Origin of the sequence: Comamonas terrigena NBRC 13299 (assembly GCF_006740045.1) — a bacterium.
In the GTDB taxonomy this organism is placed as follows: Bacteria; Pseudomonadota; Gammaproteobacteria; order Burkholderiales; family Burkholderiaceae_C; genus Comamonas; species Comamonas terrigena.
Genome location: NZ_AP019749.1, coordinates 3,749,067 through 3,763,184, shown reverse-complemented (window position 1 = coordinate 3,763,184; position 14,118 = coordinate 3,749,067). Strand labels below are relative to the sequence as shown.

Annotated in this window: 13 protein-coding genes; 1 reads left to right on the top strand and 12 read right to left on the bottom strand. The window is 66.0% G+C overall.

What is annotated here, in order from left to right; translation table 11 throughout:
* Window positions 1–14 precede the first annotated feature (14 nt).
* Complete coding sequence (locus CT3_RS17130) at window positions 15–668, bottom strand: LON peptidase substrate-binding domain-containing protein (protein ID WP_066537060.1); 654 nt, start codon at window positions 666–668, stop codon at window positions 15–17.
* A 139-nt stretch (window positions 669–807) separates the two neighbouring features.
* On the opposite strand from CT3_RS17130, the gene CT3_RS17125 reads away from it, so the two are divergent.
* Window positions 808–1,383, top strand: a complete 576-nt coding sequence (locus CT3_RS17125) for a YggT family protein (RefSeq protein ID WP_066537058.1) — start codon at window positions 808–810, stop codon at window positions 1,381–1,383.
* Between the two features lie 106 nt (window positions 1,384–1,489).
* On the opposite strand, the gene accD is transcribed toward CT3_RS17125, so the two are convergent.
* From accD to leuC, 11 genes are all read right to left on the bottom strand, one after another.
* The gene (accD, locus tag CT3_RS17120) at window positions 1,490–2,377 is read right to left on the bottom strand and encodes an acetyl-CoA carboxylase, carboxyltransferase subunit beta (RefSeq protein ID WP_066537056.1); all 888 of its coding nucleotides are present in this window, start codon (window positions 2,375–2,377) and stop codon (window positions 1,490–1,492) included.
* 66 nt (window positions 2,378–2,443) lie between these two features.
* A complete protein-coding gene (gene trpA / locus CT3_RS17115; RefSeq protein ID WP_066537047.1) occupies window positions 2,444–3,253 on the bottom strand; it encodes a tryptophan synthase subunit alpha in 810 nt (269 codons plus the stop codon).
* The gene (gene trpB / locus CT3_RS17110; protein ID WP_066537045.1) at window positions 3,250–4,518 is read right to left on the bottom strand and encodes a tryptophan synthase subunit beta; all 1,269 of its coding nucleotides are present in this window, start codon (window positions 4,516–4,518) and stop codon (window positions 3,250–3,252) included. Before trpB ends, trpA begins: the two co-directional genes overlap by 4 nt.
* Window positions 4,511–5,230: a phosphoribosylanthranilate isomerase gene (locus CT3_RS17105; protein WP_066537043.1), complete on the bottom strand. Its 720-nt coding sequence runs from the start codon at window positions 5,228–5,230 to the stop codon at window positions 4,511–4,513. The genes trpB and CT3_RS17105 overlap by 8 nt, the downstream gene beginning before the upstream one ends.
* A 42-nt stretch (window positions 5,231–5,272) precedes the next feature.
* Complete coding sequence (gene truA / locus CT3_RS17100; protein ID WP_066537041.1) at window positions 5,273–6,103, bottom strand: tRNA pseudouridine(38-40) synthase TruA; 831 nt, start codon at window positions 6,101–6,103, stop codon at window positions 5,273–5,275.
* Between the two features lie 52 nt (window positions 6,104–6,155).
* Window positions 6,156–8,738: a motility hub landmark protein FimV gene (locus CT3_RS17095; protein ID WP_066537029.1), complete on the bottom strand. Its 2,583-nt coding sequence runs from the start codon at window positions 8,736–8,738 to the stop codon at window positions 6,156–6,158.
* Between the two features lie 422 nt (window positions 8,739–9,160).
* The gene (asd, locus tag CT3_RS17090) at window positions 9,161–10,273 is read right to left on the bottom strand and encodes an aspartate-semialdehyde dehydrogenase (RefSeq protein WP_066537026.1); all 1,113 of its coding nucleotides are present in this window, start codon (window positions 10,271–10,273) and stop codon (window positions 9,161–9,163) included.
* A gap of 430 nt (window positions 10,274–10,703) precedes the next feature.
* Window positions 10,704–11,783, bottom strand: coding sequence for a 3-isopropylmalate dehydrogenase (leuB, locus tag CT3_RS17085; RefSeq protein WP_066537024.1), 1,080 nt, complete (start codon window positions 11,781–11,783; stop codon window positions 10,704–10,706).
* A gap of 83 nt (window positions 11,784–11,866) precedes the next feature.
* Window positions 11,867–12,523, bottom strand: a complete 657-nt coding sequence (gene leuD, locus CT3_RS17080) for a 3-isopropylmalate dehydratase small subunit (protein ID WP_066537023.1) — start codon at window positions 12,521–12,523, stop codon at window positions 11,867–11,869.
* Window positions 12,524–12,545: 22 nt separating this feature from the next.
* Complete coding sequence (locus CT3_RS17075; RefSeq protein ID WP_066537020.1) at window positions 12,546–12,671, bottom strand: entericidin A/B family lipoprotein; 126 nt, start codon at window positions 12,669–12,671, stop codon at window positions 12,546–12,548.
* Window positions 12,672–12,696: 25 nt separating this feature from the next.
* The gene (gene leuC / locus CT3_RS17070) at window positions 12,697–14,118 is read right to left on the bottom strand and encodes a 3-isopropylmalate dehydratase large subunit (protein WP_066537018.1); all 1,422 of its coding nucleotides are present in this window, start codon (window positions 14,116–14,118) and stop codon (window positions 12,697–12,699) included.

Genomic DNA, 14,118 nt, shown 5'->3' with positions numbered 1-14,118 from the left:
GACGGCGCTGCCGCTCAGAAGGCAATGCCAGTGCGCTCCAGCACATCGCCGACCAGTTCCAGCCGCACCAGCGGGCTTTCCAGCTCCAGCAGTTGCTGCTTGAGCGCGAGCGGAATGGGCAGCAGCTCGCACCAGCGGTTGGCGACCCAGCCGCAGTCGTCCAGCTGCAGGTCGGTGGGCAGGTCCACGGACGGGCCCTGCACCCGGTCTTCCTGGGCCAGCTGGCGCTGGTGCAGCTTGTGCAGCACCTGGGACAGGGCCTGGCTGATGCTGCGCAGGTCTTCGGGAACGCCACAGCGCAGGTCCATGGCAATCAGGGAGACGTCGGCCACCCACAGGCCATGGGGCAGCTGGTGGGCACGGTCCAGGCGCATGCGGGCATGGCCCTGGCACAGGATGTGCAGCAGACCGGGCTGTACGCTGTCGAGCTGCTGGATCTGGGCCAAGGTGCCCACCGGGTGGAAGGATTCGGTGGGTTGCATCGGGCGGCGCACCTCTTCGCCACCGGTCAGGGCCACCACGCCAAATGGAGTGCCCGCCTGGTGGCACTTGCGCACCATATCCAGGTACCGCACCTCGAACACCCGCAAAGGCAGCTGACCGCCAGGAAACAGCACGGTGTTCAGCGGAAACAACGGCAGCGAGGTCAAGGTCAGCGGGTTTGGCATGGGCAGCAGCTTTCCATCGCTATCATCATCCCATGCAGCCCCGGAAGCGGGGCTGGTTGTCTCAACTTGTTTCCGCTGTTGCAGCATTCACTGTTTTGCGATTGCCGTCGCACCCCACCACTGGAGCGCTGACCCGTCCATGATCGAGCAAATCCTGTCTTTTCTTCTTGAAGTGGCCGCCGGCCTGATTTCGGGCGCCTGCCTGCTGCGCCTGTACATGCAGGTCCAGCGCGTGCCGTTTTCCAACCCCGTGGGGCAGCTGGTGTTTGCCTTGTCCGACTGGCTGGTGATGCCGCTGCGCAAGGTCATCAAGCCCACGGGCAAGTACGACATGTCCAGCCTGATCGGCGCCATCCTGATCCAGCTGGTGCACTATCTGCTGCTGTGGGGCCTGGCGGGCGCAGCGGGCTCGCTGGTGATGGTGCCGCTGCTGGCGCTGTTCGGCCTGGCGCGCATGGTGCTGACCGGGCTGATCGGCCTGCTGATCGTCTACGCCATCCTGTCCTGGGTGTCGCCGCATTCGCCCATCTATGGCGTGATCGCTCGCCTGTGCCAGCCCGTGCTGCGCCCGTTGCAGCGCATCATCCCGCTGGTGGGCGGGGTGGACCTGTCACCGCTGGCGGCGCTGATCGTGTTGCAGGTGCTGCTGATGGTGCTGGCCCACCTGCAGTTCAGCGTACTGGGCAGCGTGGCGGCAGGCATGGCCATGATGTAAGCGCCGCCGCCCTGTGTGGCGGAGCACGCCACGGTCTGTGGCGCAGCCATGAAAAAAGCGGTCCGGGGACCGCTTTTTTTGTTGCCTGGCTGAGGAGGGGCTGGGCTTACTCGGCGCCTTGCACCACGGCATCGGCCGGCAGGCGTTGCAGCATGGCCAGCGAGGTGGCCACGGTCTGGCGCAGTTCGCGGCGGTCGACGATCATGTCCACGGCACCCTTTTCCTTCAGGAACTCGGCACGCTGGAAGCCTTCGGGCAGCTTCACGCGCACCGTGGTTTCGATCACGCGGGGGCCGGCAAAGCCGATCAGGGCCTTGGGCTCGGCCATCACGATGTCGCCCACGAAGGCGAAGCCGGCCGACACGCCGCCCATGGTCGGGTCGGTCAGCACGCTGATGTAGGGTAGGCCCTTCTTGGCCAGGCGGGTCAGTGCGGCATTGGTCTTGGCCATCTGCATCAGGGACAGCAGGCCTTCCTGCATGCGTGCGCCACCGGTGGCGGTGAAGCACACAAAAGGCACTTTCTGCTCGATGGCCGTCTCGACACCGCGCACAAAGCGCTCGCCCACCACGGAGCCCATGGAGCCGCCCATGAAGTCGAACTCGAAGCAGGCCACGACCAGTTCGATGCCCTTCACCGCACCGCCCATGACGATCAGGGCATCGGTCTCACCCGTGTTTTCCAGGGCTTCTTTCAGGCGCTGGGGGTATTTGCGGCTGTCCTGGAACTTCAGCGCGTCAACGGGAATGACTTCCTGACCGATCTCATAGCGGCCTTCGGCGTCCAGAAAATGGTTCAGGCGTGCACGGGCACCGATGCGGTGGTGGTGACCGCAGGTCGGGCAGACGTTCTGGTTCTTTTCCAGATCGGCCTTGTACAACACGGATTCGCAGCTGGGGCACTTGATCCACAGGCCTTCGGGAATCTGCGTTTGGCGTTCCGAGGGGGTCGTTTGCTGGATTTTGGCAGGCAGGAGTTTTTCGAGCCAGGACATGGTGTCTTCCTTCTTTCAGGCAGGATCACCGCATCCTCCCGGAGGGGATGCGGTGACGGTGCCGCATTATGCGTCCATCGCCTTGCGCACGCCGCGCAGGAAATCAATGGTCAGGGGAATGATTTTTTCGTGTGGCTGGTCTTCGAGCAGCTGAATGATCTTGCTGCCGATGATGACCGCGTCCGAAAACTGGGAAATGGTCTGGGCGGTCTGGGCATCGCGGATGCCAAAGCCGACGCCGACCGGGATGTGCACGTGCTGGCGGATGACGGACAGCATCTGCTGCACGCTGTCGGTGTCCAGCGCGCCGGAGCCGGTCACGCCCTTGAGCGACACGTAATACACATAGCCGCTGGCAATACGTGCCACCTGCTGCATGCGTTCCACGGTGCTGGTGGGGGCCAGCAGGAAGATCTGGTCCATGCCGCGCGCCTGCAGCTTGGCGGCAAATTCCTCGGATTCCTCGGGCGGATAGTCCACCACCAGCACGCCGTCCACGCCGGCGGCTGCCGCATCGTTGATGAAGGCGTCCTGGCCGTGGATCTGGTCGTAGCGCTCCACCGGGTTGGCATAGCCCATCAGCACCACCGGGGTGGTGCTGTCTTTCTGACGGAATTCGGCTACATAGGCCAGCACCTGGGCCAGGCCCACACCATTGGCAATGGCGCGGTCACCGGCTTTCTGGATCACCGGGCCATCGGCCATGGGGTCCGAAAACGGCACGCCCAGCTCGATGATGTCGGCACCGGCGTCCACCATGCCGTGCATCAGCGACGGGGTGATGGCCGCAAAGGGATAGCCGGCAGTGATGAAGGGGATCAGCGCCTGGCGGCCTTCGGATTTCAGTTTTTCGAATGTGGTGGCGGTGCGGCTCATGCTGCAGGCCCTCCCTTGACAGTGTGGCCGCGCATGCTGGGGCGGTCGTAGTAGTCGCCGCCGGTCAGGTCGGCCACGGTGCCGATGTCCTTGTCACCCCGGCCGGACAGGCTGACCAGAATGGACTGGTCGGCGCGCATGGTCTTGGCCAGCTTCATGGCATAGGCCACGGCGTGGCTGGACTCCAGCGCGGGGATGATGCCTTCGGTGCGGCACAGGTAGTGGAAAGCTTCCAGCGCTTCCTGGTCGGTGATGCCCACGTACTGGGCACGGCCCAGCTCCTGCAGCCAGGCGTGCTCGGGGCCGACGCCGGGGTAGTCCAGGCCGGCGCTGATGCTGTGCGTCTCGGTGATCTGGCCGTTTTCGTTCTGCAGGATGAAGGTGCGGTTGCCGTGCAGCACGCCGGAGCTGCCTTTTTGCAGCGAGGCGGAGTGCTTGCCGCTCTCCAGGCCCTCACCGGCCGCTTCGACCCCGATCAGCTTGGTGTGCTCGAAGGGAATGTAGGGGTAGAAGATGCCCATGGCATTGGAGCCGCCGCCCACGCAGGCGACCACGGCATCCGGTTGCTCGGCCGCAATGTGCTGCTGCTTCAGCAGCTCGGGCATCTGCGTGAGGCATTCGGTGCCGATCACGCTCTGGAAGTCGCGCACCATGGCCGGGTAGGGGGCGGGGCCGGCCACCGTGCCGATGATGTAGAAGGTGTTGTCCACATTGGCCACCCAGTCGCGCATGGCTTCGTTCAGCGCGTCCTTCAGGGTCTTGGAGCCAGACTCCACGGGCACCACGGTGGCGCCCAGCAGCTTCATGCGGTAGACATTGGGGCTTTGGCGCTTCACGTCCTCGGCACCCATGTAGACCACGCATTCCAGGCCATAGCGGGCACAGATGGTGGCCGTGGCCACACCGTGCTGACCGGCACCGGTTTCGGCAATGATGCGCGGCTTGCCCATGCGCTTGGCGAGCATGGCCTGGCCGATCACATTGTTGATCTTGTGGGCGCCGGTGTGGTTCAGGTCTTCGCGCTTCAGATAGATCTGGGCGCCGCCCATTTCCTGCGACATGCGGGCTGCATGGTAGACCGGCGAGGGACGGCCGACGAAGTGGGCCAGCTCGTAGCGGAACTCGGCCAGGAAGTCCGGGTCGTTCTGGTACCTGGCGTAGGCCTGGCTCAGCTCTTCGAGGGCATGGGTCAGCGTTTCGCTGGCAAAGCTGCCGCCGTAGGGGCCGAAGTGGCCGCGTGCATCGGGGTAGGAGTATTCAAACATCGGTGAAAGAGGCAAGTTGGGCGTCGGCGGCGCGCACGGCCGCAACGAAGCGTTGGATTTTTCCGGCGTCCTTGATGCCCTTCAGGGGCTTTCCATCAGGCCCTGTGGCCTCGACGCCGGAACTGACATCAACCGCCAGCGAGAGACCCCGCGGGCGTACTTGCAAGATGCCATCGGTCACGTTTGCAGGCGTGAGTCCACCAGACAAAACGAGGTGAGAGGCGACGTTTGGTGGAAGCAGTGACCAATTGAATGTTTGCCCGCCGCCGCCGTAGCCCTCCACGTGGGCGTCCAGCAAAACGGCCTGGGCCTGGGAATATCGTTGGGCATATTCTACGAGGTCGAGCCCCAGAGTGTCCCCGGTGAGGGGAATGCGCGCTGCACGCAGAAAGGGCCGGCGCCCGGCGTCGGTGGCGGCCAGGCAGTCCGCCGGCGATTCATCCCCATGAAACTGCACGGTGGCGCCCGGTATCTGGGTGCATGCAGCTATTACATTGGGAGCGATCTCGTTCACGAACAGCAGCACCGGTGTGACAAAAGGCGGCAGGCGCCGGGCCAGCTCGGCCGCGCGCGCCACCGTTACCGCCCGGGGGCTGGGGGCGTAGAGCACAAAGCCGATGGCGTCCGCACCGGCTTGCACGGCGGCGTCCACATCGGCTTCACGGGTCAGGCCGCAGATCTTGATGCGGGTGCGGGGGGTAGATACAGACATGGCAAATCCCAGGCGTAGCAGCCGTCAAAAGCGCGCGGCCGCTCAGGGCAGCCAGGCAAACGGGGGCGTGTCGGTCGGCAGGCCCCAGCGTGCATCGTAGATGGGACCGAGAAAATACAGTCCGTCGGGCGAAAACGTGGGCGCTGCCACCTCGCGCGAGCGGGCATCCAGCACCTGCTGCACCCATTCCACCGGCTTGGTGCCCTGGCCCACATACAGCAGGCAGCCCATGATGTTGCGGATCATGTGGTGCAAGAAGGCATTGCCTTCGAATTCGAAGTGCCAGTAACCGCAGTCCATCTGCCCGTCGCGCATGGGGGCCTGTCCGGCCGGGCGGTAGCGGATGTCGATGCGGTGCAGGGTCTTGACGGGGGTCTTGGCCTGGCAACCGGCCGCACGAAAGGATGAAAAATCGTGCTCGCCCAGCAGCAGCGCGGCCGCTGCCCGCATGCGTTCGGCGTCCAGCGGCTGAAAGATCCAGCCCACCCGGCCATGGTCCACGCTGGGGCGCACGGGCGACTGCAGCAGCACATAGGCATAGCGGCGGGCCGTGGCGCAGGCGCGGGAATGGAAGCCATCCAGGCCCTCCGGGACCTCGGCGGCCCACTGCACGGCGATGTCCTTGGGCAGAAAGGTGTTGGTGCCACGCACCCAGGAGTTGGGCGCACGCTGCAGCGCGGTGTCGAAATGCACCACCTGCATCAGGCCGTGCACACCGGCATCGGTGCGGCCCGCGCAGATGGTGGATACCTCCTGAGCAGTGAAGCGGCCCAGGGCCGCTTCGAGGTGGTCCTGCACGGTGTTGCCGGACGGTTGACTTTGCCAGCCGTTGTAGGCCTGGCCGTTGTAGGAGACCCCGAGGGCTATGCGCATGGCCGGCCCTCAGGTCCAGCGCCATGCGCCGGCGAAAAACACAGAAACAGCATCAATCGATTTCGGCAAGCAGGTTTTGGGCACGTTCCTTGAGGTCACCGGACGCTTCGGCAATCACTTCCTCGACCAGGGTGCGTGCGCCTTCGCTGTCGCCGATGGCGTGGAATTCGCGGGCCAGGTCCAGCTTGGTGGACAGGGGGTCATCGGCCACCGCAGGGGCTGCGGCAGTGTCCGGGGCCGGGGCATCGCCCAGGTCCAGGTCCAGATCACCCAGGTTCAGCCCCAGGTCGATGTCGGCGGCAGAGACTGCGGCAGGGGTGGGCACGGTGGCGGGTTCGTCGTCCAGCGTGAAGTCCAGCGTCTCCAGCTCCGGTGGTTTCTGGAGCTCGGGTGTTGCGGCAGCAAGCGGCTCCACCACCTGCGCAGGGGCGGCCGGTTCTTCCGGCGTGTCCCAGTCGGGTTCCAGCGCCGCCAGGTCCGGCTCGGACAGCTCGGGCTCGGCCACGGGCGCTGCGGCCTCGGTTGCTTCGGCGCTGGAGGTCGCACCGGGCAGGTCCAGGTTCAGATCCAGGTCGGGCGGCAGGTGCTGGCCCAGTGCCGAGCCAGCGGCTTGCGCCGCGGCCGCGGAGACCGCCGCCGCAGGCGCGGCATGGCTCTTGGCCAGCGCGTCGGCAAAGGCGCTGGTGCTGGGTGCGGTGGGTGCGGGGGCCTCCTGGTACAGAGGGTTGCCGGCGTCCACGGATTGACCCAGTTCCACAATGCGGTCCCAGCTGGGGCCGACGCCATGGGTGAGTGCTTGCACGGCCAGGGCCGTGGCTTCCAGGGCCTTGGCGTTCTGGCGCTTGGCGTGGATTTCGGCCAGCTTCATGTGCACGCCCAGGTGTTCCGGCTGGGTGCGCAGCGCCTCCAGCAGGATTTCCTCGGCCTGCACATCGCGGCCATAGGCCAAGTAGACCTCGGCTTCGGCCACCGGATCGACCGTGTCGTCGCTGTCCAGCTGACTGGGCACTTCGGCCGGGGCCGTGCTGTCGGCTGCGGCGTCCTGGTGGGTGTCGACCTGTTGGCCGCCGCTGTCGGCAAAGAAGGCATCGGGCGGCACGGGGCTGTCGGAAGCCGTGTCGGCTGCGGCATCCTGTGGGGCACGGCGGCGCTGTGCGATGCGCCAGCCCAGCAGGCCCAGCAGCAAGGCCAGTACGCCACCGGCGGCGGGCAGGACCAGCGGGTTGCCGCCGGTCAGCGCGTCCAGCGCACCGGGGGCAGGAGCGGGCACTGGTGCCGGAGCCGCTGCAGCGGTGGGCTGGGGCGTTGCCGCAGCGGCAGCCGCTTCTGTAGCAGCGGGCGCCGTGCTGTCAGGCGCCGTACCTTCGGGGGGGGCCGCCGAGGCTTCGGCGGACGGGGTCTCTGCCGCGGCGGGTGACGGCGTGGTTGCGCTGGCGTCGGCTGTCGCAGCAGCGGCCACCGGGGCTTCCACGGGCAGCGTCACGCCGGGTGTGGCAGCGGCCGCAGGGGCGGCTGCGGCGCTGGCAGCACCAGCGGGGGCTGCTGGCGCGGAGGCCGACGCCACTTTCTGCAGCTCGGACAGATTGCGTTGCAGCTCGCCCACGCGATCGGCCTGGGCGCTGGCCTGCTTGTCCTTGGCCAGCTTTTCCTCGGCCGCGTGCTGGTTCAGCGCGCCCTTGCTCAGCGTCAGCTTGTCGGCGGCTGCGGCGGCGGCGCTGTTGTCCTGCACCTGGGCCTGCACCTGGCCGGAAGAGGCGCGCTCGGCGGCGGCCACCTTGGCTTCCTGGGCCTTGCCGGCGAGGCGGCGGCGGAATTCGTTGAAGTCACGGCTCTGGGCCGCCACGATCTGGCGGGCTTCCTGGGCCGTGGTGGCGGTTGCCTGGTCCTTGCTGGGCATCTGCACCACGCTGCCGGCACGCAGGCGGTTGACGTTGCCGTTGACGAAGGCATTCGGGTTGGCGCGCAGCATGGCCACCAGCATCTGGTCCAGCGAGACGCCGGCGGGGCGCTGGGCATTGGCCAGTTGCCCGGCGGTGTCACCGGCCCGCACGGTCACGCTGCCGCTGCTGGCAGCAGCCTTGGCGGGGGCAGATGCGGGCGCTGCGGCCACGGGGGCGGCACCATCGCTGCTGACGGTCCGCCCGGTGACAGACGCCGGGGCGGGGGCAGGGCGGCTGGCGCTGATCTGCGGGGCGTTCGTGGGCGCCGACGTTGGCGTGGCCTGCGGGGTGGGGGCGGGATCCAGCAGCAGGGTGTAGCTGCGCACCAGATGGCCCGCTGCCCAGTTGGCGTCGATCACCAGGTCCATGAAGGGATCGCTCACCGGGCTGCGGCTGCTGAGCTTGAGCTTGGCCGTGCCGTCAGGCTGGCGCACCACTTCCACCTGCACCTGGCGGGCGGAATTCGAGTATTCCATGCCATGGGCCTTGAACACATCCGGGTTGGCGATGCGGGCCTGCAGGGCATCCAGCTCGGCGGCCGTGGCCTGGGGCACGTCAATTTCGGCGCGCAGCGGTTCGCCGAGTGCGGACTGCACCGCGATGCGACCCAGGGTCAGAGCCGAAGCGTCGGTGGGGGTCAGTGCGGCAGAGGCAAAGGCCGCAGCGGCAAGGGCTGAGAGTTTCCAACGATGCATTGTGCGTGTGGTGTGGTTATGCCGCCGGGCGGCAGTCGTTGATCGCAAAGGGCTCCCGTGGATCCATCCAGTTGGGGCCCACCTGGGCAGCAACGTTGCCGGCAGCGGACCGCAAGGGCCAGGCCCAGATTATGACCAAGGCACGGCATCGCCTCACATCGGTGGGTCTTGTCGGCCTCCCCGGTGGGGATGCATCCAGGGTGCGGGCACCGGGGGACATGACACAGACGCTTTGCCATGGCCAGCCGGTACAGTGTGCGGCAGCGCCGCGCGCGGTGCATGCAGGTGCCGCAGACCGTTGTTTCCATGACACATGCCGCCAGGCCTTCTGTCGTTGCGCCCGGTGTAGCAGGTGCTATGAAAAATGGAGCAGCAACAAAAAAGGGGCCTCAGGCCCCTTTGGTGTCCGTGTCCGGTGGGCCTCAGGCCGCCAGCAGGATGCGCAGCATGCGGCGCAGTGGCTCGGCAGCGCCCCACAGCAGCTGGTCGCCGATCACGAAGGCCGACAGGTACTCCGGACCCATGTTCAGCTTGCGCACGCGGCCCACGGCCACTTCCAGGCCGCCGGTGGTGGCGGCAGGAGTCAGTTCCTTGACGGTCAGCGCGCGTTCGTTGGCGACGAATTTCACCCAGGGGTTGCCGGCCTTGATGAGGGCTTCGATCTCCTCCAGGGGCAGGTCCTTCTTCAGCTTCAGGGTCAGCGCCAGGCTGTGGCAGCGCATGGCGCCGATGCGCACGCACAGGCCATCGACCGGGATGGTGGCGTCGGTGCCAAGGATCTTGTTGACTTCGGCCTGGCCCTTCCACTCTTCCTTGGACTGGCCGTTGGGCAGCTGGGCGTCGATCCAGGGGATCAGGCCGCCAGCCAGCGGGGCGCCGAAGAATTCGGTGGGCACGTCTTCGCGGATGGTCGCAGCCACCTTGCGGTCGATGTCCAGAATGGCGGAAGCCGGCGTGGCCAGCTCATCGGCCACTGCAGCGTGCACCACGCCCATGCCCTTGAGCAGTTCGCGCATGTGGTTGGCGCCGCCGCCCGAGGCAGCCTGGTAGGTCATGGACGACACCCATTCCACCAGACCGGCCTTGAACAGACCGCCCAGGCCCATCAGGAGGATGGAGTTGGTGCAGTTGCCGCCGATCCAGTTCTTGCCGCCGGCCGCCAGCTTGCTCTTGATCAGGTCGTCGTTGACGGGGTCCAGCACGATGACGGCGTTGTCTTCCATGCGCAGCGAGGAGGCGGCATCGATCCAGTGGCCGTTCCAGCCGGCAGCGCGGATCTGGGGGAAGACTTCCTTGGTGTAGTCACCGCCCTGGCAGGTGATGATGATGTCGCACTTGGACAGCTCGGCGATGTCGTTGGCATCCTTGAGCTGGGTGTGCACCGTGGCCATCGCAGGGGCCTTCCCGCCGGCATTGGAGGTGGAGAAGAACACTGGCTCGATCAGCGCGAAGTCGCCTTCGGCCTGCATGCGGTCCATCAGCACGGAGCCGACCATGCCGCGCCAGCCGACCAGACCTACCAATTGCTTGCTCATTTGAAATTGCCCTTTCAGTGGTGAAAACAGTGTGTGCAGACTGTCGTCGCCCGGCTCGTCGGGGCCGGATGAAGGGCGCAAGACGAACCGGGCTGGGTCAGCCTGTAATCGTCTTAATGGTGGTGGAGATGTGTGCGCGCGCAGCCACGCCAGCCAGGGCGGCAGAGGCGATGTTCAGCGAGACGGTGAAGCGGTGGGCGCACATAAGAGTTGCCATTCTAGCCAAGGCACAGCCTTTGGCGACGGCGAAAGTGGAGAATGGATTCGTCGAAATGACGAAAACAGCTACTTATTTTTGACGAATTGCAGTTGGTGCGCACTGCCTGCAGTGGCGCAGCCAGCGAAAAGGCCTTTCCATCCACCTGCATGGCCGGGGTGGAAAGAAAAGCCTGGAGGCCCGCAGCGGTGGCTGCGGGCGCATGGGCTGCTATCAGGCTTGCAGTGCGGCGACCACGGCGTCACCCATTTCGCGGGTGGAGACCTTGGTGGTGCCTTCGCTGTAGATATCGGGCGTGCGCAGACCGTCGGCCAGCACCTTCTGCACAGCGGCTTCGATCTTCTGGGCGGCATCTTCCAGGCCCAGGCTGAAGCGCAGCAGCATGGCGGCGCTCAGGATGGTGGCCAGCGGGTTGGCAATGCCCTTGCCGGCGATGTCGGGGGCCGAGCCGTGGCTGGGTTCGTACAGGCCCTGCTTCTTGTCGTTCAGGCTGGCGGAGGGCAGCATGCCGATGGAGCCGGTCAGCATCGAGGCTTCGTCGGACAGGATGTCGCCGAACATATTGCCGGTCACCACCACGTCAAAGCGCTTGGGTTCCTTGACCAGCTGCATGGCGGCGTTGTCCACGTACATATGGTCTAGCGCCACATCGGGGTACTGCTGGCCCACTTCGGTGACCACATCCTTCCAGAACTGGAAGGTTTCCAGCACATTGGCCTTGTCCACGCTGGTGACCTTCTTGCCGCGCTTGCGGGCGGCCTGGAACGCCACATGGGCGATGCGCTCGATCTCGGGCTTGGAGTAGCGCATGGTGTCGAACGCTTCCTCGGCACCGGGGAAGTGGCCGTCGGTGGCCACGCGGCGGCCGCGCGGCTGGCCGAAGTAGATGTCGCCAGTCAGCTCGCGGATGATCAGGATGTCCAGGCCTGCCACCAGCTCGGGCTTCAGGCTCGAGGCGTGGGTCAGTTCCTTGTAGCAGATGGCCGGGCGGAAGTTGGCAAACAGGCCCATGTGCTTGCGCAGGCCCAGAATGGCCTGCTCGGGGCGCAGATGGCGCTCCAGCGTGTCGTACTTCCAGTCGCCCACGGCGCCGAACAGCACGGCGTCGGATTCCATGGCCAGCTTCAGCGTGGCTTCGGGCAGGGGGTGGCCGTGGGCCGCATAGGCCGCGCCACCGACGGGGGCGGATTGCAGCTCCAGATCCAGGTCCAGCGCGTTCAGCACCTTGACGGCTTCGGCAACGATTTCGGGTCCAATGCCGTCACCCGGCAGTACGGCGATCTTATGGGTCATATCTCTTCCTGATGGTGTGGCTGCGCAGGCCGGGGCTCCCTGCGTGCGCGCCTGTTTTTTAATTGTGGTCGACGAAAACGGGCTCAGCCCTGCACCAGACGGTGGGACAGCCAGGGCTTTTGCGCCAGGCGCTCGGCTTCGAACGCCTTGATCTTGTCGGCGTGGCGCAGGGTCAGGCCGATGTCGTCAAAGCCATTGAGCAGGCAGTACCTGCGGAAGGCGATCACGTCGAAGGGGATTTCCTCGCCCTGGGGACGCACGATGACCTGGCGCTCCAGATCAATGGTCAGCTCGTAGCCGGGGAAGGCCGCCACTTCGTTGAACAGCAGATCGATGGTGGCCGCCGGCAGCACGATGGGCAGCAGACCGTTCTTGAAGCAGTTGTTGAAGAAGATGTCGGCAAAGCTGGGAGCCAAGATGGCGCGGAAGCCGTACTGGTCCAGCGCCCAGGGGGCGTGCTCGCGGCTGGAGCCACAGCCGAAGTTGGCGCGTGCCAGCAGGACGCTGGAGCCCTTGTAGCGCGGCTGGTTCAGCACGAAGTCGGGGTTGGGCTTGCGGGCCGATTCGGGGACGCCGGGCTGGCCGGGCTGGTCCAGGTAGCGCCATTCGTCAAAAGCGTTCACGCCGAAGCCGGTCTTCTTGATCGACTTGAGGAACTGCTTGGGGATGATGGCGTCGGTGTCGACGTTCTCGCGGTCCATGGGGGCCACCAGGCCCTTGTGCACGGTGAATTTTTGCATGGCGGTATCGGTGTGTCGGGGGTCAGCGCGCCGCGCGCTCGATGGCGTTGCCGGCTTTCTGCACGTCCTGGCCAATGCCCTGGACGGTGTTGCAGGCGCCCAGGGTGAAGGCCAGGCCAATCAGGAGGATCGAGATAGAAGGCTTCATGGTGTGGCTCGCGGGGTCGGTGGTATCAGGCGAACTTGCGGATGTCGACGAAGTGGCCGTGGATGGCGGCTGCCGCCGCCATGGCCGGGCTGACCAGGTGGGTGCGGCCCCCGGCGCCCTGGCGGCCTTCGAAGTTGCGGTTGGACGTCGAGGCGCAGCGCTCGCCGGGCTCCAGGCGGTCGGCATTCATCGCCAGGCACATGGAACAGCCGGGTTCACGCCATTCAAAGCCGGCGGCCTTGAAGATCTGGTCCAGGCCTTCGCGTTCGGCCTGTTCCTTGACCAGGCCCGAGCCGGGCACAACCATGGCCAGCTTGATGTTCTTGGCCACTTTCTGGCCCAGCTTCCTCACTACGGCTGCCGCTTCGCGCATGTCTTCGATGCGGCTGTTGGTGCAGGAGCCGATGAACACCTTGTCGACAAAGATGTCGTTCAGCGGCTTGCCGGGTTCCAGGTTCATATAGGTGAGCGCGCGTTCGATGGCACCACGCTTGTTGGCATCCTTTTCCTTGTCGGGATCGGGCACGCGGGCGTCGATGCCCAGCACCATCTCGGGCGAGGTGCCCCAGGTCACCTGCGGCACGATGTCGGGGCCATGCAGTTCCACCACGCGGTCGAACTTGGCATCGGCGTCGGAGTGCAGCGTCTTCCAGTAGGTCACGGCGGCATCCCATTCGGCGCCGGTGGGCGCCAGCGGGCGGCCTTTCACATAGGCAATGGTCTTGTCGTCCACCGCCACCAGACCGGCGCGGGCGCCGCCTTCGATGGCCATGTTGCAGACGGTCATGCGGCCTTCCACGCTCAGGTCGCGGATGGCTTCGCCGGCAAACTCAATGGTGTAGCCCGTGCCGCCGGCGGTGCCGATCTTGCCGATGATGGCCAGCACGATGTCCTTGGCGGTGATGCCGGGAGCGACCTTGCCATTGACCTGCACCAGCATGTTCTTGGCCTTCTTGGCCAGCAGGGTCTGGGTGGCCATCACGTGCTCGACCTCGGAGGTGCCGATGCCATGGGCCAGTGCGCCGAATGCGCCGTGGGTGGAGGTGTGGCTGTCGCCGCAGACCACGGTCATGCCGGGCAGGGTGGCGCCTTGCTCGGGGCCCATCACGTGGACGATGCCCTGGCCCTTGTCCATGAAGGGAAAGAAGGCCGCAGCGCCGAATTCAGCGATGTTGCTGTTCAGGGTGACGATCTGCTCTTTGCTGATCGGGTCTTCAATGCCGTCGTAGCCGCGTTCCCAGCCGGTGGTCGGGGTGTTGTGGTCGGCCGTGGCCACCACCGAGCTGGTGCGCCACAGCGGACGGCCGGCCACGCGCAGACCTTCGAAGGCCTGGGGGCTGGTCACTTCGTGCACCAGGTGGCGATCGATGTAGAGGATGGAGGTGCCGTCTTCTTCGGTATGAATGACGTGCTCGTCAAAAATCTTGTCGTAGAGGGTGCGTCCCAT

Excerpts from the sequence above, each read along its gene's own strand:
- CT3_RS17130 (WP_066537060.1), bottom strand. The coding sequence starts at position 668 with ATGCCAAACCCGCTGACCTTGACCTCGCTGCCGTTGTTTCCGCTGAAC.
- CT3_RS17125 (WP_066537058.1), top strand. The coding sequence starts at position 808 with ATGATCGAGCAAATCCTGTCTTTTCTTCTTGAAGTGGCCGCCGGCCTG.
- accD (WP_066537056.1), bottom strand. The coding sequence starts at position 2,377 with ATGTCCTGGCTCGAAAAACTCCTGCCTGCCAAAATCCAGCAAACGACC.
- trpA (WP_066537047.1), bottom strand. The coding sequence starts at position 3,253 with ATGAGCCGCACCGCCACCACATTCGAAAAACTGAAATCCGAAGGCCGC.
- trpB (WP_066537045.1), bottom strand. The coding sequence starts at position 4,518 with ATGTTTGAATACTCCTACCCCGATGCACGCGGCCACTTCGGCCCCTAC.
- CT3_RS17105 (WP_066537043.1), bottom strand. The coding sequence starts at position 5,230 with ATGTCTGTATCTACCCCCCGCACCCGCATCAAGATCTGCGGCCTGACC.
- truA (WP_066537041.1), bottom strand. The coding sequence starts at position 6,103 with ATGCGCATAGCCCTCGGGGTCTCCTACAACGGCCAGGCCTACAACGGC.
- CT3_RS17095 (WP_066537029.1), bottom strand. The coding sequence starts at position 8,738 with ATGCATCGTTGGAAACTCTCAGCCCTTGCCGCTGCGGCCTTTGCCTCT.
- asd (WP_066537026.1), bottom strand. The coding sequence starts at position 10,273 with ATGAGCAAGCAATTGGTAGGTCTGGTCGGCTGGCGCGGCATGGTCGGC.
- leuB (WP_066537024.1), bottom strand. The coding sequence starts at position 11,783 with ATGACCCATAAGATCGCCGTACTGCCGGGTGACGGCATTGGACCCGAA.
- leuD (WP_066537023.1), bottom strand. The coding sequence starts at position 12,523 with ATGCAAAAATTCACCGTGCACAAGGGCCTGGTGGCCCCCATGGACCGC.
- CT3_RS17075 (WP_066537020.1), bottom strand. The coding sequence starts at position 12,671 with ATGAAGCCTTCTATCTCGATCCTCCTGATTGGCCTGGCCTTCACCCTG.
- leuC (WP_066537018.1), bottom strand. The coding sequence starts at position 14,118 with ATGGGACGCACCCTCTACGACAAGATTTTTGACGAGCACGTCATTCAT.